Source organism: Actinoplanes italicus (assembly GCF_003001815.1).
GTDB classification, from domain to species: domain Bacteria; phylum Actinomycetota; class Actinomycetes; order Mycobacteriales; family Micromonosporaceae; genus Actinoplanes; species Actinoplanes italicus.
In genome coordinates this window covers 1-18,154 of sequence record NZ_PVMZ01000050.1, presented here as the reverse complement: position 1 = coordinate 18,154, position 18,154 = coordinate 1, and the positions used below count along the sequence as shown (strand labels likewise).

General features: G+C 71.2%; 9 protein-coding genes. 5 read left to right on the top strand and 4 right to left on the bottom strand.

The features are described 5' to 3' along the window. Positions 1–672: DUF7402 domain-containing protein (locus tag CLV67_RS50640; protein WP_428839503.1), on the top strand; the 672-nt coding region annotated here is incomplete at its 5' end. Between the two features lie 97 nt (positions 673–769). After that, positions 770–9,145, top strand: coding sequence for a DUF7507 domain-containing protein (locus CLV67_RS50635; RefSeq protein ID WP_146169663.1), 8,376 nt, complete (start codon positions 770–772; stop codon positions 9,143–9,145). A gap of 1,549 nt (positions 9,146–10,694) precedes the next feature. On the opposite strand, the gene CLV67_RS50630 is transcribed toward CLV67_RS50635, so the two are convergent. The 4 genes from CLV67_RS50630 to CLV67_RS50615 form a co-directional block, all read right to left on the bottom strand. Next, entirely contained in the window at positions 10,695–11,225 is a 531-nt protein-coding gene (locus CLV67_RS50630) for a hypothetical protein (protein ID WP_106331178.1), read from the bottom strand. Positions 11,226–11,290: 65 nt separating this feature from the next. Continuing rightward, entirely contained in the window at positions 11,291–11,629 is a 339-nt protein-coding gene (locus CLV67_RS50625) for a VOC family protein (RefSeq protein WP_106331177.1), read from the bottom strand. Then, a complete protein-coding gene (locus CLV67_RS50620; protein WP_106331176.1) occupies positions 11,623–12,420 on the bottom strand; it encodes a MerR family transcriptional regulator in 798 nt (265 codons plus the stop codon). Before CLV67_RS50620 ends, CLV67_RS50625 begins: the two co-directional genes overlap by 7 nt. 51 nt (positions 12,421–12,471) lie before the next feature. Next, a complete protein-coding gene (locus tag CLV67_RS50615) occupies positions 12,472–13,371 on the bottom strand; it encodes a LysR family transcriptional regulator (protein WP_106331175.1) in 900 nt (299 codons plus the stop codon). A 72-nt stretch (positions 13,372–13,443) separates the two neighbouring features. On the opposite strand from CLV67_RS50615, the gene CLV67_RS50610 reads away from it, so the two are divergent. Genes CLV67_RS50610 through amaB form a run of 3 tightly spaced genes read left to right on the top strand, consistent with a single transcriptional unit; the run spans position 13,444 to position 17,527 of the window. Further along, positions 13,444–14,604: an NAD(P)/FAD-dependent oxidoreductase gene (locus CLV67_RS50610; RefSeq protein WP_203737121.1), complete on the top strand. Its 1,161-nt coding sequence runs from the start codon at positions 13,444–13,446 to the stop codon at positions 14,602–14,604. A 14-nt stretch (positions 14,605–14,618) separates the two neighbouring features. Next, positions 14,619–16,016 carry a 2-oxoadipate dioxygenase/decarboxylase gene (hglS, locus tag CLV67_RS50605; protein ID WP_106331174.1) on the top strand — a complete coding sequence of 466 codons (1,398 nt, stop codon included), beginning with the start codon at positions 14,619–14,621 and terminating at the stop codon, positions 16,014–16,016. Continuing rightward, positions 16,013–17,527, top strand: a complete 1,515-nt coding sequence (gene amaB / locus CLV67_RS50600) for an L-piperidine-6-carboxylate dehydrogenase (protein ID WP_106331173.1) — start codon at positions 16,013–16,015, stop codon at positions 17,525–17,527. Before hglS ends, amaB begins: the two co-directional genes overlap by 4 nt. Positions 17,528–18,154 lie beyond the last annotated feature (627 nt).

Below are 18,154 nucleotides of genomic sequence, written 5' to 3'. Positions count from 1 at the left end.
CAGGGCGGCGCCAACCTGTCCGGCAACATCGTGGTCGGCGGCGACGCCGAGATCGCCTTCGCCTGCTCGGCCGGCACCTACCTGCTGTTCAACCCCGATCGCAGGTGTGACGGCGCGGCCGGTGAGACCGACGTCAACCCGGCCGTCAGCGCCTTCGCCAGCGCTGACCTGGCCCTCGACTCGACGCCTGCCACTCCCGCCCCGTCGGCGTCCCCCACACCCACGGCCTCACCTTCAACTTCGGACAACCTTGCGGGTACGGCCACCGCGTCGGCTTCCTACACCTCGCCCTGGGAGTCGATCGCGGCGATCAACGACGGACTCGAGCCCGGATCGTCCAGCGACACCGTCAACCCGCGGTGGGGGACCTGGCCGAACGCGGGCAGTCAGTGGGCCGAGTTGCAGTGGCCGTCCGCTGTCACGGTGGGTCGTGCCCAGGTGTACCTGTTCGACGACGGCGGCGGGGTGCGCGTGCCCGCGTCCTGGAAGCTGCAGTACTGGACCGGGAGCGCCTACGCCGACGTCCCTGGCGCCGACGGCTACCCCCGGGCCGCCGACGCCTACAACACGGTCACCTTCACCCCGTTGACCACCACTCGCCTGCGTGTCGCGCTGACCGCTTCGGGTACCAGTTCGGTGGGATTGCTGGAGGTCAGGGCTTTCGCGAAGTGAGTCCCGGCGGGTGCCGTCTCGACGGCGGCACCCGTACTCCACCCTGATTTGAGTATTTTTCGGTTTCATCATGATCAAGCCCGTTAGCGTGCGCTAGGTGGGGACATGGACCTTGCCCGGCCTCATCGGGCGTGTCGGCATGGCGGTCGCCGCATTCGTGATGATCTTGACGGTGGCGCTGGTGCTGCCGTTCCGCTCGGTGCCCGCCGTGGCTGCGCAGACCATCTGCCCCACGGCTGTGTCGCTCACCAACGGTGACTTCGAACAACCCGTGATCGCCGTGAACACGGTCTCGATCATGCTGGAGACGCTGGTCCCGGGCTGGCTCACGACGGCCACCGACTCGATGATCGAGCTGTGGCGCGGCTTCTCCAACGTCAGCCCGGCGTCCGGCAGCCAGCACGCCGAGCTCAACGCGAACATGGTGTCGACGCTCTACCAGGACCTCAACACCACGCCGGGCCAGATCCTGCGATGGCAGCTCAACCACCGCGGACGGACCGGCACCGACACCATGGCCGTCGTCATCGGCCCGCCGACCGGCACGCTGGCGCAGCAGGGCGCCAACATCTCCGACCCGAAGACCGCCTGGGGCAGCTACACCGGCACCTACACGGTTCCGGCAGGGCAGACGAAGACCCGGTTCGCGTTCAAGTCGGTCTCCTCGGCCAGCCCCGACCCGAGCATCGGCAACTTCCTCGACGCCGTCTCCTTCGGCTCGGCCGCCTGCCTGACCACCACCACGACCGTCGCCAACGCGTCCGGCAGCTCGACCGCGAACATCGGCGACACACTCACGTACACGGTCACGGCCCGCAACGACGGCGGCAGCCCGGCCACCCTGTCCAGCATCACCGACACCCTGCCGACCGGTACCACGTACGTTCCCGGATCGCTGAGGTCGGTGAGGGGCGGGACCACGACCAAGCCGACGGACACGACCGGCGACGACGCCGGCGAGTACGTGAGCGGCAGCCGGAGGCTGAACCTGCGGGTGGGTACCGGCGCGACCGCAGCGAGCGGCGGCACGCTGGCGCCCGGCGAGTCGCAGACGATGTCCTACCAGGTCACCGTCGACTCGACACTGGCCGGCACGACGCTCAACAACGACGCGAACGCCGGCTACACCGAGATCGTCACCAACACCTCGCCCACCTCGACGTCGAACACCGTGGGCATCACGGTCAACCCGGCCGCCGACCTGTCGGTCACCGCGGCCCTGAACAGCTCGGCGGTGGTCGCCGGCCGGCCGGTCACCTACACGGTCACCGGGGCGAACGCCGGACCGAGCACCGCCACCAGCGTGGTCCTGACCGGCACCGTGCCGTCCGGGCTGACCGGGGTCACCGCCACCTCGACCGGCGGCACCTGCACGGTCACCGGCACGAAGGCCGAGTGCACCTACGCGAGCATCGCGGCCGCCGCCAACCGGACGATGACCATCACCGGCAACGTGCCGTCGGGTGCCACGCCGGGCACCGCATACACCCTCGGCGCCTCGATCACGAGCACGACCTTCGAGCCGAGACAGTCGGACAACACCGCGTCGGTGAGTACGCCCGTCACGGCGAGTGCCGACCTCGAGGTCGGTATGACCTACTCACCTGCGAACCTGACCACCGGAGACACGATCACCTACACGGTGACGCTGAAGAACAACGGGCCCTCGACCGCACGCAACATCGTGCTGTCCGATCCGATCCCGCGAGGCTCCACCAACGCGTCCGGGTCGCTGCCCGGCGGAACCTGTGTCAACACCACGACCGGCACCATCGAGTGCTCCCTGGCCACGCTGGCCGCCGGGGCGACCGCCACGGCCACCATCACCATGACACTCGGCGGTCAGGTGACCAACGCCGTGTCCCTCAAGTCCGACACCCCGGACCCGGACGTCAACAACAACGTCGCCACCGTCACGGGTACGAGTGCGACCAGCGCCGACGTCAGCATCGACATCGCGTTGAGCAAGTACACGGCCTACGTGGGAGAGACCATCACCTACACGCTGACCGTCAAGAACAACAGCCCGGACCTGCCCGGGAACGTGGCGCAGAACGTCAGCTTCGTGCCGGTGCTGCCGCCGGGCATGCGCATCGTCCGCGACACGAGCGGCCCGTTCGCCGCCTACTGCACCCCGACCGCCTGCACCATTCCGCTGCTGCCCGGGCAGAGCACCGTTCCGATCACCGGCAGCGTCGTCCTCGAACCCGACGCGCAGGCCGGCCCCGGCTCCACGACCGTCACCGTCATCACGTCCAGCACCGACCCCGTACCCGGCAACAACAAGAACGTCCAGAACTTCACGGTGCTGCTCAGCGGCGACCTGTCGGTCACGCAGAACCTGACGAACCCCGACCGGCCGGGCGGCAACCTGGTTCCCGGCGAGCGGGCCCGCAGCGTCGTGACGGTCACCAACGCCGGGCCCACCCGCGCCGAGGGCATCCTCGTGCAGCGGCCCGTCCCGGCCGGGCAGACGGTGCCGACCGCCTCCACGAACACCGGTTCCTGCGCCTTCCAGGGCACCGTCAACCCCGACGGCGTCGCCCCGGACGGCGGTGTGTTCATCTGCACCCGGGCACTGATGTACGCCTCGGACACCTGGCAGATCACCTTTGACTCGGTGCTGCAGCCGGGATATGTGGGCAGCTCGTTCGCGCGTACCGTCACCGTCTCCTCGACCTCACCGGACCCCTCGGCCGCCAACGACAGCGCGACCACCACGGCTGCCGTCGACCACATCGCCGACCTGGCGCTGAGCCAGACCACCAGCACACCGCAGGTGATCGCCAGCGACCCGGTCCAGTTCACCGTCGGCATCGCCAACAGCGGACCCTCCGACGCGCGCAAGGTCGTGGTCCAGGTGCAGCCGCAGACCGGTCTGCTGATCAGCGCCGGGTCCGGTTCCGGCAGCTACGACGCCGACACCGGCCGGTGGTCCCTCCCGGTGGTCGCCGCCGGCGGCAGCGCGACCCTCACCCTGACCGGCACCGCGCACCTCGCCGGCAACCCGGACAACGTGGTCCGGGTGCTCACCGCCGACAGCACCGACCCGGTCGCGGCCAACGACACGGCGCGGACCGCCGTCACCATCACCCCGGCCAACGCCTCACTGAAGATCACCGCCGCGATGACCGTCTCACCGGCCAGCCGCCAGACCGCCGCCCTGGCCGGAGACCAGGTCACCTACCGGTTCACCGTCGTCAACGACGGCAACGTGACGATGAACCAGCTCGTCGTGCGCGACGCGCTGACCGGCGTCGCCGACTGCCCGGGCACGACGCTGGCGCCCGCCGCGCAGATGGTGTGCACCAGCACCGTCCCGTACACGATCACCCAGACCGACTTCGACGCCCAGCAGCCGGTGTACAACAACGCCACGGCGACCGCCCGCCCACCCGGCGGAGCCGCCGCCGTCACCTTCGGCCCGGCACCCGTGACCGTGCCGCTGGCGACCGGCACCGCGTCGCTCAAGGCCACCGTGGCGGCGGCGGTGAACCCCGCCGGGCACACCGGCGCGGCCCAGACCGGCGACGCGGTCACCTACACGTACACGGTGACCAACGACGGCAACGCGGCACTCGAACAGGTCGCGGTCACCGACACCCGCGGTGGCCCGGCGAACTGCCCCGGCACCCGGCTCGGTGTCGGCGCGTCGATGGTCTGCACCAGCGGCACCCCGTACACGGTGACCCAGAGCGACGTCGACGACGGTGTGCCGTTCCGCAACGCGGCGACCCTCTCGGGGCGGCTCACCGGATCGAACACGACCCGGACGTTCGGGCCGTTCTCCACGCCCGTCGGGGTGGCCGCGGCGGCACCCTCGCTGACCGCCGTGGTCACGGCGAGCGTGACACCACCGGCCCGGCAGAGCGCGGCCGCCCGCAACGACACGATCGACTATTCGTACGCGGTGACGAACAACGGCAACGTGACGATGTCGTCGATCACCGTCACCGGCACGAAGGTGGGCACCGCCAGCTGTCCTGCCGCCACGCTCGCCGTGAACGCCACGATGACCTGCACCAGCGTCTCGCCGTACACGGTCACCCAGGCCGACCTGGACACCGGCACCCCGGTCGTCGACACCGCGACCGTCTCGGGCCGCGCGCCGGGCGCCACCACCTCCTCGTACGGGCCGTTCACCGCCGCGGTCCCGGTCGCCGTCCCCGCACCGGCGCTGGCCGTCGCCGTCGTTCCCACGGTCACCCCGATCGCCAGGCAGAACGCGGTGCGGGCCGGGGACACGATCGCCTACGCCTACACGGTCACCAACAACGGCAACGTCACGATGTCCAACATCGGCGTCGTCGACACCCGCCTCGGCCCGGCCACCTGCCCGACTACGGTGCTCGGCGCCGGCGCGACCGCCACCTGCACGGCCACCACGTCGTACACCGTCACCCAGGGCGACGTCGATGCCGGGGCAGGTGTCGTGGCCACCGCGTCGGTGTCCGGGCGTGCGCCCGCGATCAACACCAATGCGCTGTACGGGACAGCCAGCGTCACGGTGCCCGTCGCCACCGCCTCGGCCTCGCTGTCCGTCACGGCGGCCGCCACCGTGTCCCCGGCGTCGCATCAGAGCGCGGTCCGGGTCGGGGACACGATCAGTTACAGCTATACGGTCGTCAACGACGGCAACGTCACCATGACGGGCATCTCCCTCACCGACCCGGTGGCCGGCACGGTCAACTGCCCGGCCTCGTCACTGGCCGTCGGCGCGTCGATGGTCTGCACCAGCGCCGTCCCGCTGACGGTGACCCAGACCCGGATCGACGCCGGCCAGCCGATCACCGCGAGCGCGACGGCCACCGGCAGCACACCCGGCGGAGGTCAACCGTCCTTCGGGCCGTTCACCGTGACCGTCAACGTCGCCCCGGCCGTGCCCGCGCTGACCATGCTGGTCACCGCGGTCGTCGACCCGGCCGCCCGGCAGAACCGGGCGCAGGCCGGTGACCGGATCACCTACCGGTACGCCATCAGCAACACCGGCAACGTCACGATGAGCTCGATCGCCGTGGCCGACACCCTCGCCGGTGGCGGCAACTGCCCGGCCTCTTCGCTGGCCGTCGGCATGTCGATGACCTGTGACAGCGTCGGCGACCGCACGGTCACCCAGCTCGAGATCGACAACGGCGCGGCATCCATCACGGACAGCGCCACCCTGACCGCCCGCGCGCCGGGTGCCGGAGCCTCCGGCGTCTACGCCACCGGCTCGGACACTGTCGCGCTCGCCCGCGGTGTGGCCGCACTCAACGTCAGCATCACGTCGGCGGTGAATCCGGCGGGCAACCGGTACGCCGCGGCCCTGAACAACACCATCACGCACACCCTCGTCGTCACCAACAACGGCTCCGTCACGATGAATGCGATCAGCCTGTCGGACCCGCTGACCGGCGCGGTCTCCTGCCCGCAGACCTCGCTGGCCGTGAACGCGTCGATGACCTGCACCACGGGCGCCGCGTACACCGTGACCCAGAACGACCTGGACAGCGGCGGGCCGATCACCGCCAACATCGCGGTGATCGCCCAGAGTCCGACCGACGGTGCCCCCGTGCCATACGGAACCTTCCCCGCCACGGTGCCGGTCGCACCGGCCAACCCGCTGCTGCAACTGGACGCCATCGCCACGACGCCCGACGGCAACACCGTCGGCAAGACGGCGAAGTTCGACTACATCGTCGAGAACATCGGCAACGTGACGATGGAGAGCCTGGTGGTGAGCGGCACCGCGGCCGGTACCGCCACCTGCGACTTCATCACGCTCGCGCCGGGCGGCATCGCGCGGTGCGCCGGCGGGGTCGCCGTCGTCATCTCGCAGGCGCGCATCGACTCCGGTCAGCCGGTCATCGACACCTCGCAGGCCGTCGCCCAGCGCAGGAACACCACGACCGCACTGAACTTCGGGCCGCGCAACGCGAGCGCCGCCGTCGCGGCGGCCGCGCCGAGGGCGACCATCAGCACCGCGGTCACCGTGCCGGCTCCGGGCGACCCCACCGCCGTCGCCGAGGGCAACACGATCGTCTACTCGTACACGGTGACCAACACCGGCAACGTCACGATGGACAACTTCTCCGTCGACGACTCGCTGATCGGCACCGTGACCTGCACGGGGCTAACGCTGGCGCCGGCCGCTTCGGCTACCTGCCCCGGCGGTTCCTATCCGGTGACCCAGGCCCACATCGACAGCGGGCAGCCGATCGTCTCCGAGGCCTTCCTGCTCGGACGGCAGGTCAACGACCCGGTCCCGCACTCGTACGGCCCGGCCACCAGATCGGTCCCCGTCGCCGCCGGAGCCCCGGCCCTGACCGCGGCGGTCACCGCGGTGATCAGCCCGGCCGCCAACCAGTCCGCCGCCGAGACCGGCGACACGGTCCGCTACCGCACGACGCTGCGGAACACCGGCAACCAGACGATTACCGGCATCGGCGTCAGTGACCCACGATCCGGTACGGCGACCTGCCCCGGCACGACACTGACCCCGGGCGCCACCATGACCTGCCTCAGCACCTCGCCGTACACGGTCACCGCGGCCGACGTCGACGGGAACGTGCCCGTCGCCACCACGGTCACGGTCGCCGGCAGCACCCCCGGCGCGCCCAGCGGCACCCTGGCCACCCAGCAGGCCGACTTCCCGGTGGTCTCCGCCGCGCCCGCGCTGACCATCACGGCCGCCGCCGCGGTGACCCCGGCCGGCCACCACGACCAGCTGGTCCTGAACGACACCGTCGCGTACCGCTTCACCGTCCGCAACACCGGCAACCGGACGATGACCGACATCCTCGTGACCGCGACCCGGACCGGTACCGCCTCCTGTTCCGTCACCGTCCTGGCCGTCGGCGCCTCCACCACCTGTACGTCCGGAACCTCGTACCGGGTCACCCAGCCGGACGTGGAGTCGAGCCAGCCCATCATCGAGACCGTCTCGGTGACCGCCCGGGCGTTCGGCACCCTGGTCGACCTGACGTTCGGGCCGGCCGCCGCCACCGAGCAGATGGCCACCCCGGCGGACTCGCTCGACCTGTCCGTGACGGCGACCGTGGCACCGGCCGCACACCAGCTCGCCGCCCGCGCCGGCGACACCGTCAGCTATCGATACACCGTCACCAATGACGGTGACGTGCTGGTCGGAGGCATCGCGGTCAACGACGCCCTGGTCGGCGCGGCGACCTGCGCCGCCACCTCCCTGGCGCCGGGCGCGTCGATGAACTGCACGGGCGGCCGCACCTACCGGGTCACCCAGGCCGACGTCGACGCGGACCGGGCGATCCGCGAACCGGCGACGGTCACCGGTCGCCGGCCCGGAGCGGCCACCGACACCGCATACGACGAGGACGCGGCGACGATCCGGCTGGTCGCCGGGCACGGCCGCCTGGACATCGCCATCGCCGCCGTCATCGAGCGCAAACAGGTCCGCGTGGCGGCCGCCGCCGATCCACGTCCCGCGGCCGGCGACGGCATCCGTTACCACTACACGGTCGTCAACAACGGCAACGTGACGATGTCCGGAGTAGCGCTCGTCGACGACCGGACCGGTCCGGTCCCGTGCCCGCGGGCCACCCTGGCCGTGTACGAGTCGATGCTCTGCATCGCCACCACCCTCTACTACGTCACCCAGGACGACGTCGACAACGACCGGCTCATCACCACGACGGCCACGGTGAGCGGCCTCGAACCCGGGGCGACCATCCCTCACCAGTCCGGCCCGGCGCAGGTCGACACCCCGGTCGAACCACCCGCCCCCGCCGTCGAAGCCGCCCAGGAGGCGTCCTGGGCCGACACCGACGGCGACGGCACCCTTAGCCCCGCCGACGATGTCACGTCCACGATCGAGGTGGTCAACAGCGGCAACGTGACCCTGTACAACCTGGTGCTGAGCGGCCTGCCGGTAGGCGTGACCTGCCCGAAGACGACACTGGCCCCCGGCGAGAGCATGACCTGCGTGTCCGACCCCTACCACCTGTCGGCCGCCGACATCGCCGCCGGGAAGATCACCTTCATCGTCCACGCCAACGCCACCACCCCGAGCAGCCCCGGCGGCGTCCAGGCGGACGCACCGGCCTCGATCGACCCGCCGACCCCGTCGCCGACACCGTCCGTTTCGCGGTCCGCCTCCGCCTCCGCATCCGCCTCCGCCACGCCCAGCCCGTCCCGGTCCGTGGCACCGTCGCCGAGCCGCTCACCGTCCCTCTCGCCGTCACCCGGCCGGTCGCCGTCGGCGTCGCCCACCAGACGGCCGCCCACCCGCTCACCGTCACGTCCGGCGGCCCCGTCACGCAGCCCGGCCGTGAGCCCGTCCCCGACGGTGACACCGACCCGGGCCGCCGACCCGGGCCCGGGCGAGAACCCCATCACCGGCGGTGACCACAGCGTGCTCCTGGGCGCGGGTTTCCTCCTGATCGGTACGGGAGTCGCCCTCCTTCTCCTGGCCACCACCCACCGCGGCCGTCATGCCCGCCGCTGGTCCGGCCGCTAGACACCTTTTACGGTCAGGGTCTGGTTGGGGCTGGTGGGGACAGTCCTGTCCCGGGCCGCTTGATCGCCCAGCCGTGGTCGGCGACCCCTTCCCCGGACCGCTTGATCGCTCAGCCGTGGTCGGCGAACCCTTCCCCGGGCTGTTGGTCGCCCAGCCGTGGTCGGCGAACCCTTCCCCGGGCTGTTGGTCGCTCAGCCGTGGTCGGCGACCCCTTCCCGGGGCCGCTTGATCGCCCAGCCGTGGTCGGCGACCCCTTCCCGGGGCCGCTTGATCGCCCAGCCGTGGTCGGCGAACCCTTCCCCGGGCTGTTGATCGCCCAGCCGTGGCCGGTGAACCCTTCCCCAGGCCGCCTGATCGCCCAGCCGTGGGCGGCGAATCCTTTACCGGGCCGGAGGCAGCGATATCCCGGAGCCCGGCTCCGAAAACGGCCCTAGTTGATCGTCCAGCACCGGATCGCGGCGGTAACCGACCCCGCGACCCCGGGCCCACGGCGGTGACGCCAGGCCGTCAGCCGACCGAGCGCCATCACGGCTCAGACGGATGCGGCTGACGGGCCGGGAACCCCGACGGCGAAAGCTCTCTAGACACCTTTTACGGTCAGGGTGCGGCCCGCCAGCCGTAGCTCGGCCGTGGAAGCCGGTCGGCAACGGAGGGCAGCGGGATCGCTTGACCGGCTTGAAGAGCGCGGCCTGATCCGGTGCTCCGGAGAGCGCCGCCGTGGAGGGCTGGTGGTGCGGCGGTGGGATCACACGTAGCCGTTGCGCGCGATCCTGCCGCCGCGATGGCGGCGGCAGGCGTCCACGGACCCGCGACGTGGGACCTCACCGTTGTTGCCGACGACGTCAGGAGCACACGCGAAGCCTGGGTGTGTGCCCCAGCCGTAGCCAAGCCACGTCATGGCACCTGGATTCGAGGGCTGAGAGGGGGCTGGCGAGCTGGACCTCGACCGCGAAAGCTCTCTCTAGACACCTTTTACGGTCAGGGTCTGTGTGGGGCTGGTGGGAACAGCCCTGTCCCGGGCCGCTTGATCGCCCAGCCGTGGCCGTGAACCCTTCCCGGGCCGCTTGATCGCCCAGCCGTGGCCGGCGAACCCTTCCCGGGCCGCTTGATCGCCGAGCCGTGGCCGGCGAACCCTTCCCGGGCCGCCTGATCGCCCAGCCGTGCCCGGGGAACCCTTTACCGGGCCGGAAGCAGCGATATCCCGGAGCCCGGCTCCGAAAACGGCCGTAGTTGATCGTCCAGCACCGGGCCGCGGCGGTAACCGGCCCCACGGCCCCGCAGCCCACGACGGTAACGCCAGGCCATCAGCCGACCGAGCGCCACCACGGCTCAGACGGATGCGGCTGACGGGCCGGAAACCACAACTGCGAAAGCTGCCGAGTCGAGGCGGAACGGGGAAGCGTGCGCTGACCGCTGCCCGGCGATCGGTCGAGTCGAGGCGGAACTGGGAACGTGCGCCCGCCACTGCCCGGCGATCAGCTCAGCGGAGGTGCCACGCGGGCGGTGGCTTCGGTTGCGTGGTGATCTGCGTGTGGTTGCGCACCGCAGATCACCACGCAACCGGGAGGGGCGGCATGCTCGTGCGACGAGGTGATCCAACGCGGCCAACGGCTGGCCAGCGGGTGACCGGCTCGTCGTCCTCGCCCTCGATCGTCAAGCCCGGCCTTGCCCGGCCCCGGACCTCGACGGGCATGCCGATCGCCTTGCTCGTCTCGGTCCAGCGGAGGGTCCGCACATGGCGGCTGCCCACCGAGTAGACGTGGGAGCCCAGCTCGTTGACCGCGAACAGCCGCAGCACCAGGAACGTCGGCGCCACGGCGACCACACCGGCCCAGTCGTGCGGCCCGGTGCGTACCGCGGCTCGGCGCGCCCGCAACCGTTGAAGCCCGGCATTGGCGGCGAAGAACCCGAGGAAGAGCAGCACCGAGCCCGCGGCCACGAGGACGACCCACCCGGTGTTCTCCTGGTCGACGCCGAACGCGGCGGCGATGACGGCCACACCCGCGATCGCGCCGATGATGCCGATCGTCAGTGACCTGGTCGCGCCGCCGGTGCGGGGCGGCGCGTCCCCTGTGGACATGTTGCTCACCAGCGCTGAAGCACTCCGCCGGCGGGCGGGCCGTCAGCCGCGGGCCTCCCACCCGATCAGGCGACGCAGAACTCGTTGCCGGACGGGTCCCGCAGAACGATCCACTGGTGGCCCCACTCGTCGTGCTCGGACAGGTATGTCGCGCCCAGCTCGACCAGGCGTTTCACCTCCGCGGCCCGGTCGTCGGCGGTCAGGTCGAGGTGACAGCGGTTCTTGGCGCTCTTGCTCTCGTCGACGGCGAGGAACATGAACGTCGGCCCGGGTGACGCGGCGCCGATCGTCGCGACGTGCACACTGGCCCCATCGTCGACCGGCATCCCGAGGGCCCTCGACCAGAAGCCCGCGAGCTCTGCCGCGTCGGCGCAGTCGAAGGTGATGTGTTCCAGGGTCAGCATTCTTCCTCCAGCAGTTGCAGGGGCCAGCAGATCTCGGTGCGGTAGCCGGTCTCGGGCACGCCGTCGCCGGGGCCGATCAGGTAGCGTTCGCGCACCGGCCCGGCGATGGTGTGGCTCGTCCCGGCCAGCCAGGCGCCGAGAGCGCGGTATCCGGCGGACATCTCCGGATACGGTCCGGTGAACTCGGCGACGGCGAACCGGCCGCCGGGCAGTCGAGCGGGTCCGCCGACGGCCGGGATGTAGGCGGTGACCGGCGCGGGCTCGTCGAGGTATTCGGAGGGGAACAGGGCGCCGTACGGCCCGTCGGGATCGGTGCCGTTCATCTCCGTTTCGAGAGCCAGATACGCCTGTTCCAGGAACCGGCCGAACCCCTCCTCACGAACCGACCCGGTGACGGCGTACGCGGTGACCGGTGGGAGCTCGCGCTCGGTGACCGCGGCCGGGGTGACCGCCGCGGGCTCGGCGAGCAGCTCGGCGGTGACCCGCAGAGCGTTCTCGATCCGGGCCTGGTGGGCCCGCATCCGCTCCTGGTGCTCGGCCAGCACGCGCCGGGTCACCGCCGGATCGCGTGCCGCCAGGACCTCACGGATGGCCGCGAGCGGCACATCGAGGGCCCGCAGGTCCCGGATGACCGCGGCGTCACCGAACTGGGCGGCCCGGTAGCCGCGGTAGCCGGTGCGCGGGTCGACCACGGCGGGCTCCAGCAGGCCCGACTCGTGGTAGGCGCGCAGCGTGTTCGCCGAGATCAGCGTCGCCCGCGAGAACGCGCTGATCGGAAGGATTCCGTCCACCCGAGAAGTCTCGACCTTCACCCGGGGTGAAGGTCAAACCCGGGGGAAGAGTCAGTCCCGGGCCAGATCACGAAGCACCTCCACCACGGCCGCCACGTTGGGCCGGTGCTCGGCCGAAGCCCGCACGACGGCCACGATGTGCCGCTCGAACCTCTCGACCAGCGGCAGCACATCGAAGCGGGACGGCCGCAGTCGCAGCATCAGATCGGTCACCGTGCTGATCCCGATCCCGGCCTCGACCAGCGCCAGCGACACCGCCGTGTCGACGACCTCGTGGCGCAGCTCCGGCTCGATCCCGGCCCGGCGGCAGACGGTCCGGATGGCGAGCCCGTAGTGCGTGTCCTCCGGCGGCAGGATCCAGCCGAGCGGCGGGCCGGTGCGGGCCAGGCTGACCGGCCCGTCCCACGGCAGGGACCCGGCCGGTACGGCCAGCGAGAACCGCTCCCGGTAGAGCAGCACCACCCGCAGCGACGGATCACGCCGGATCGGGACGTCCGGGTACTCGAGCCCGACCGCCAGATCGACCACCCCCGAGGCCACCGCGTCGTACACGTCGTCGACGACCAGTTCACGGCTGCGGACGACCAGGTCCGGGTGGGTCTCACCCACCCGTGCGAGCATGGCCGGCAGGATCTCGGCGACCGCCGTGGCGAACAGCGCCATCTGCAGTTCCCCGGCGATCCGGCCGGCGCTGTGCTCGAGTTCGGCGGTGGCGGCCGCCTCGATGTCGAGGATCCGCTGGGCGTGCCCGGCCAGGGCCAGCCCGGCGTCGGTCAGCTCGACGCGCCTCCCGACGCGGCGCAGCAGCGGCACCCCGGCCGACCGTTCGAGCGCGCCGAGCTGCTGGGAGACCGCGCCGGGCGTGTAACCGAGGGCCGAGGCGACCGCGGTGACGGTGCCGCGGCGGCGCAGTTCGACCAGTGATCGCAGCTGCACGCTCGACCAGTCCATTTAGAGAATCTAAATCGTCTCGCCGACAAATCAGCAATGGACGTCAACGAAACCACCGGCTGATGATGGGTCATGCGCAGAGACCTGCCATCGACCGCCGAGGTCGTCGTCATCGGCGGCGGCGCGATGGGCACCAGCATCGCCTTTCATCTGGCCGAGGCCGGCGTACGTGACGTCGTCCTCCTGGAACGTGACGAGCTCGGCACCGGCTCCACCTGCAAGGCCGCCGGTGGCGTCCGGGCCCAGTTCTCCGACCGGATCAACATCGAGCTCGGTGCCCGCAGTCTGGAGGCGTTCGCCCGGTTCGGCGAGCGGCCCGGCCAGGAGATCGACCTGCACCGGGTCGGTTACCTGTTCCTGCTGTCGACGCCCGAGGACGTGGCGTCGTTCGAGCGCGATGTGGCGCTGCAGAACGAGATGGGCGTCGACAGCCGCGTCATCAGCGTGGCTGAGGCGAAGAAGCTGTCACCGCTGATCGAGACGGACGGCCTGCTGGCCGCGGCCTGGTCGCCGGACGACGGTCACTGCACCCCGGAGTCGGTGGTGCTCGGCTACGCCACAGGTGCGCGCCGGCACGGCGCCACGCTGTTCACCGGGGTCACCGTGACGGGGATGGAGAAAAAAGGTGACCTGGTGCGAACCGTGCGCACCGACCGTGGCGACATCACCGCCGGCACCGTGATCTGCGCGGCCGGCGCCTGGTCGGCGGCAGTCGGCGAGATGGCCGGTACGACGCTGCCGGTCACCCCGCTGCGCCGGCAGATCATCTTCACCGAGCCGATGCCCGGCCTGGCCGAGGTCGTGCCGTTCACCATCGACTTCTCCTCCACCTACTACTTCCACCGGGAGGGCCGTGGTCTGCTGATGGGCATGTCCGACCCCGAGCAGGAGACCGGCTTTCACCTCGACTACTCCGACGAATGGCTGCCCCGGCTCGGCGCGGCCATCGGCAGGCGCGCGCCGGGCCTGCTCGACGTCGGGCTGCGCGACGGCTGGGCCGGGCTCTACGAGGTGACCCCCGACCACAACGCGATCATCGGCCGGTCCGCGACGACGCCGAACTTCCTGTACGCCACCGGCTTCTCCGGGCACGGCTTCCTGCAGGCGCCGGCCGTCGGTGAGGTCATCCGCGACCTCTACCTGGACAGGGAGCCGGTCGTGGACGTGTCACCGCTGACCGTCGACCGATTCGCCGCCGGGGCGACCGGCCGGCCCGAGACGCACATCGTCTGAGGAGCGAACGACCGATGACCACGATTCTTCCGTGGCAGTTGCGAGCGGCATTCGCGCGGCGGCTCTCCGCCATGTACGGCCGCGAGGTCCCCGCGTACAACACGCTCGTCGAGGTTTCCGAGGAGGTCAACCGCGACGTCGTCGAACGCGAGGGCGCGACCGCCCAGCGCCTCGGCTCGATCGAGCGGATCACCGCCGAGCGGCACGGCGCCATCAGGGTCGGCACCCCCGCCGAGCTCAGTCAGGTGGCCCGGATCTTCGGCGCGCTCGGCATGCGCCCGGTCGGCTTCTACGACCTGCGTGAGGCGGCCCGCAGCGCGGTCCCGGTGATCTCCACGGCGTTCCGGCCGATCGACGCCGAGGAACTGGCGCTCAATCCGTTCCGGGTGTTCACCTCCATGCTCACACCCGCTGACCAGCGGTTCTTCAGTCCCGACCTGCGGGGGCGGCTGGAGACGTTCCTGGCCGGGCGGGAGCTGTTCGGCCCCGAGCTGCTGGCGCTGGCCGACCGCGCCGAGCAGGAGCTCGGACTGCCCGAGGCCGAGGCCGAGCGGTTCCTGGCGCTCGCCGTGCGAGCGTTCGAGCTGTCTGCCGAGCCGGTCGACCGGGCCTGGTACGCGGAGCTCGAGGCCGTGTCCGCGGTCGCCGCCGACATCGGTGGCGTCCGCAGCACGCACATCAACCACCTGACCCCGCGCGTGCTGGACATCGACGACCTCTACCGGCGGATGACCGAGCGCGGCATCGAGATGATCGACACCATCCAGGGTCCGCCGCGCTGGGAGGGACCGGACGTGCTGCTGCGGCAGACGTCGTTCCGGGCGCTCGCCGAGCCGCGGGCCATGCGTGAGCCCGACGGGACGGTCACCACCGGGGCGCTGCGGGTGCGGTTCGGCGAGGTCGAGGCGCGGGGCGTGGCGCTGACGCCGGCCGGGCGGGAACGCTACGACGCGCTGCTCACCGAGATCGATGTGCGGTTGCCGGGCGACTCCGGACGTACCAGAGCAGAAGTCGCCGTTGAAGTCTGGCGGGAGGGATGGCCCGCGACCGAACGCGGGTTGCGCGAGCAGGACCTCGCCTATTTCTCCTACGCGCTGAACCTGGAACTGCCGGCCGGAACACCGCCCGACACACTCGCCGCCCTGGTCGACGAGGGCTGGGTGACCGCCACGCCGATCGTCTACGAGGACTTCCTGCCCCGATCCGCCGCCGGGATCTTCCAGTCCAACCTGAGCAGCGAGGGCAGCCGCGACACCGGGCAGCAGGGCGTCGACTACGACCAGTCCTGGCTCTCCGGCGCGATCGGAAGAGAAATTCACAACCCCTTCCTTTTGTACGGCTACGAGCAATCCGCTTCTGTCGGTGCGATCGTCGCGAACCTGAATCTGACGAGTCTGAAGGACGTGCCATGAGCAACCTGCCGACCACCGAAGCGCTGCGAGACCGCGCCCGCGCGAGCCTGGAGCGCATCGGCGTCACGATCCCCGAAGGCGACGACCTGCAGGCGCGTTCGCCGATCACCGGCGAGCACCTGTTCGGGCTGCGGGCCACCACCGCCGAGCAGGTGGAGCAGGCGATCGGCGAGGCAACAGACGCGTTCCGGATCTGGCGCACGACACCGGCCCCGGCCCGCGGCGAACTCGTCCGCACCCTCGGCGAACTGCTGCGCACCCACAAGTCCGACCTGGCCGACCTGATCACCATCGAGGCCGGGAAGATCCGCTCCGAGGCCCTCGGCGAGGTCCAGGAGATGATCGACATCTGTGAGTTCGCGGTCGGCCTGTCCCGGCAGCTCTACGGCCGCACCATCGCCTCCGAGCGCCCCGGCCACCGGCTCGCCGAGACGTGGCACCCGCTCGGTGTCGTCGGCGTCATCTCCGCGTTCAACTTCCCGGCCGCCGTCTGGTCGTGGAACACCGCGATCGCCCTGGTCTGCGGCGACGCCGTGGTGTGGAAGCCGAGCGAGCTGACCCCGCTCGTCTCGCTCGCCGCGAGCCACCTGCTCGACCGCGCCATCGAGCAGACCGGCGCACCCCGCGAACTGCACCGCCTGCTGCTCGCCGACCGGACCGCCGGCGAGCTCCTGGTCGACGACCCGCGCGTCGCCCTGGTCAGCGCCACCGGCTCGACCCGGATGGGCCGCGAGGTCGCCCCCCGCGTCGCCGCCCGCTTCGGCCGGGTGCTGCTCGAACTCGGCGGCAACAACGCCACGGTCGTCGCCCCGTCCGCCGACCTGGACCTGGCGCTGCAGGGCATCGTGTTCGCCGCCGCCGGAACCGCGGGCCAGCGCTGCACCACCCTGCGCCGCCTGATCGCCCACCGCGACGTGGCCGACCAGCTCGTGGACCGCCTGGCGACCGTCTACGGCAGGCTGCCCATCGGCGACCCGTTCGACGAGAACACCCTGGTCGGGCCCCTGATCACCGACGCCGCCGCGGACGCCATGGCCGCCGCCCTGGACCGCGCGCAGGCCGAGGGCGGCAAGATCGTGGCCGGCGGCCGTCGCGTCGAGACGGCCGGTGGAGCCTACGTCGAGCCGGCGATCGTGCGGATGCCCAAGCAGACCGCGATCGTCCGCGAGGAGACGTTCGCGCCGATCCTCTACGTCCTGACCTACGACACGTTCGACGAGGCGGTGGCGCTGCACAACGACGTACCGCAGGGATTGTCGTCGTCGATCTTCACCCGCGACCAGCAGGAGGCCGAGCGCTTCCTGGCCGCCGACGGCTCCGACTGCGGCATCGCGAACGTCAACATCGGCACGTCCGGCGCCGAGATCGGTGGCGCTTTCGGAGGCGAGAAGGAAACCGGTGGAGGCCGCGAGTCAGGCTCCGACGCGTGGCGCGCCTACATGCGGCGGGCCACCAACACGGTCAACTACTCCAGCACGCTGTCCCTGGCCCAGAACGTCAGCTTCCTGTAACCCCACCCCACCCCACCACCGCCGTCGTCTCCCGGGCGTCGTCTCCCGGGCGTCGTCTCCCCAGCGTCGTCTCCCCAGCGTCGTCTCCCTGGCGTCGTCTCCCTGGCGTCGCCTCCTGGCGGCGGCAGATCTTGTGAGGTTCGGGCCGAGATGACGGCCGAACCTCACAAGATTTGCCGCATTGATGAGCGCTGGGCGGCCGCCGGGGCGGCCGGCCTCCCCGTGCCGCAACCGCTTGACAGCGACCCTCACAGATCTTGTGCGCTTGCGGTCGATCTGGCGGCGTAGCCGCACAAGATCGCCGTCGGTGGCTCCACGCGGCGGAGATCTTGTGAGGTTGCGGTCGCTGGGACGGCGTAACCGCACAAGATCGGCGGCGGTTAGCGCGTCGGGCGGTGGTGGGGCAAGCGAGCGGTGGTGAGGCAAGGCGAGCAGTGGTGGGGCAAGGCGGGCGGTGGAGGTAGGGCGGGCAGTGGTGGGGCAAGGCGGGCGGTGGAGGTAGGGCGGGCGGTGAGGCAAGGCGGGCGGTGGAGGTAGGGCGGGCGGTGGTGGGGCAAGGCGAGCGGTGGAGGGAGGGCGGGCGGTGGTGAGGCAGGGCGAGCGGTGGGGGGAGGGCGGGCGGTGGTG

Coding starts and splice junctions, on each gene's coding strand:
- CLV67_RS50630 (WP_106331178.1), bottom strand. CDS start 11,225: ATGTCCACAGGGGACGCGCCGCCCCGCACCGGCGGCGCGACCAGGTCA.
- CLV67_RS50625 (WP_106331177.1), bottom strand. CDS start 11,629: ATGCTGACCCTGGAACACATCACCTTCGACTGCGCCGACGCGGCAGAG.
- CLV67_RS50615 (WP_106331175.1), bottom strand. CDS start 13,371: ATGGACTGGTCGAGCGTGCAGCTGCGATCACTGGTCGAACTGCGCCGC.
- CLV67_RS50610 (WP_203737121.1), top strand. CDS start 13,444: ATGCGCAGAGACCTGCCATCGACCGCCGAGGTCGTCGTCATCGGCGGC.
- hglS (WP_106331174.1), top strand. CDS start 14,619: ATGACCACGATTCTTCCGTGGCAGTTGCGAGCGGCATTCGCGCGGCGG.
- amaB (WP_106331173.1), top strand. CDS start 16,013: ATGAGCAACCTGCCGACCACCGAAGCGCTGCGAGACCGCGCCCGCGCG.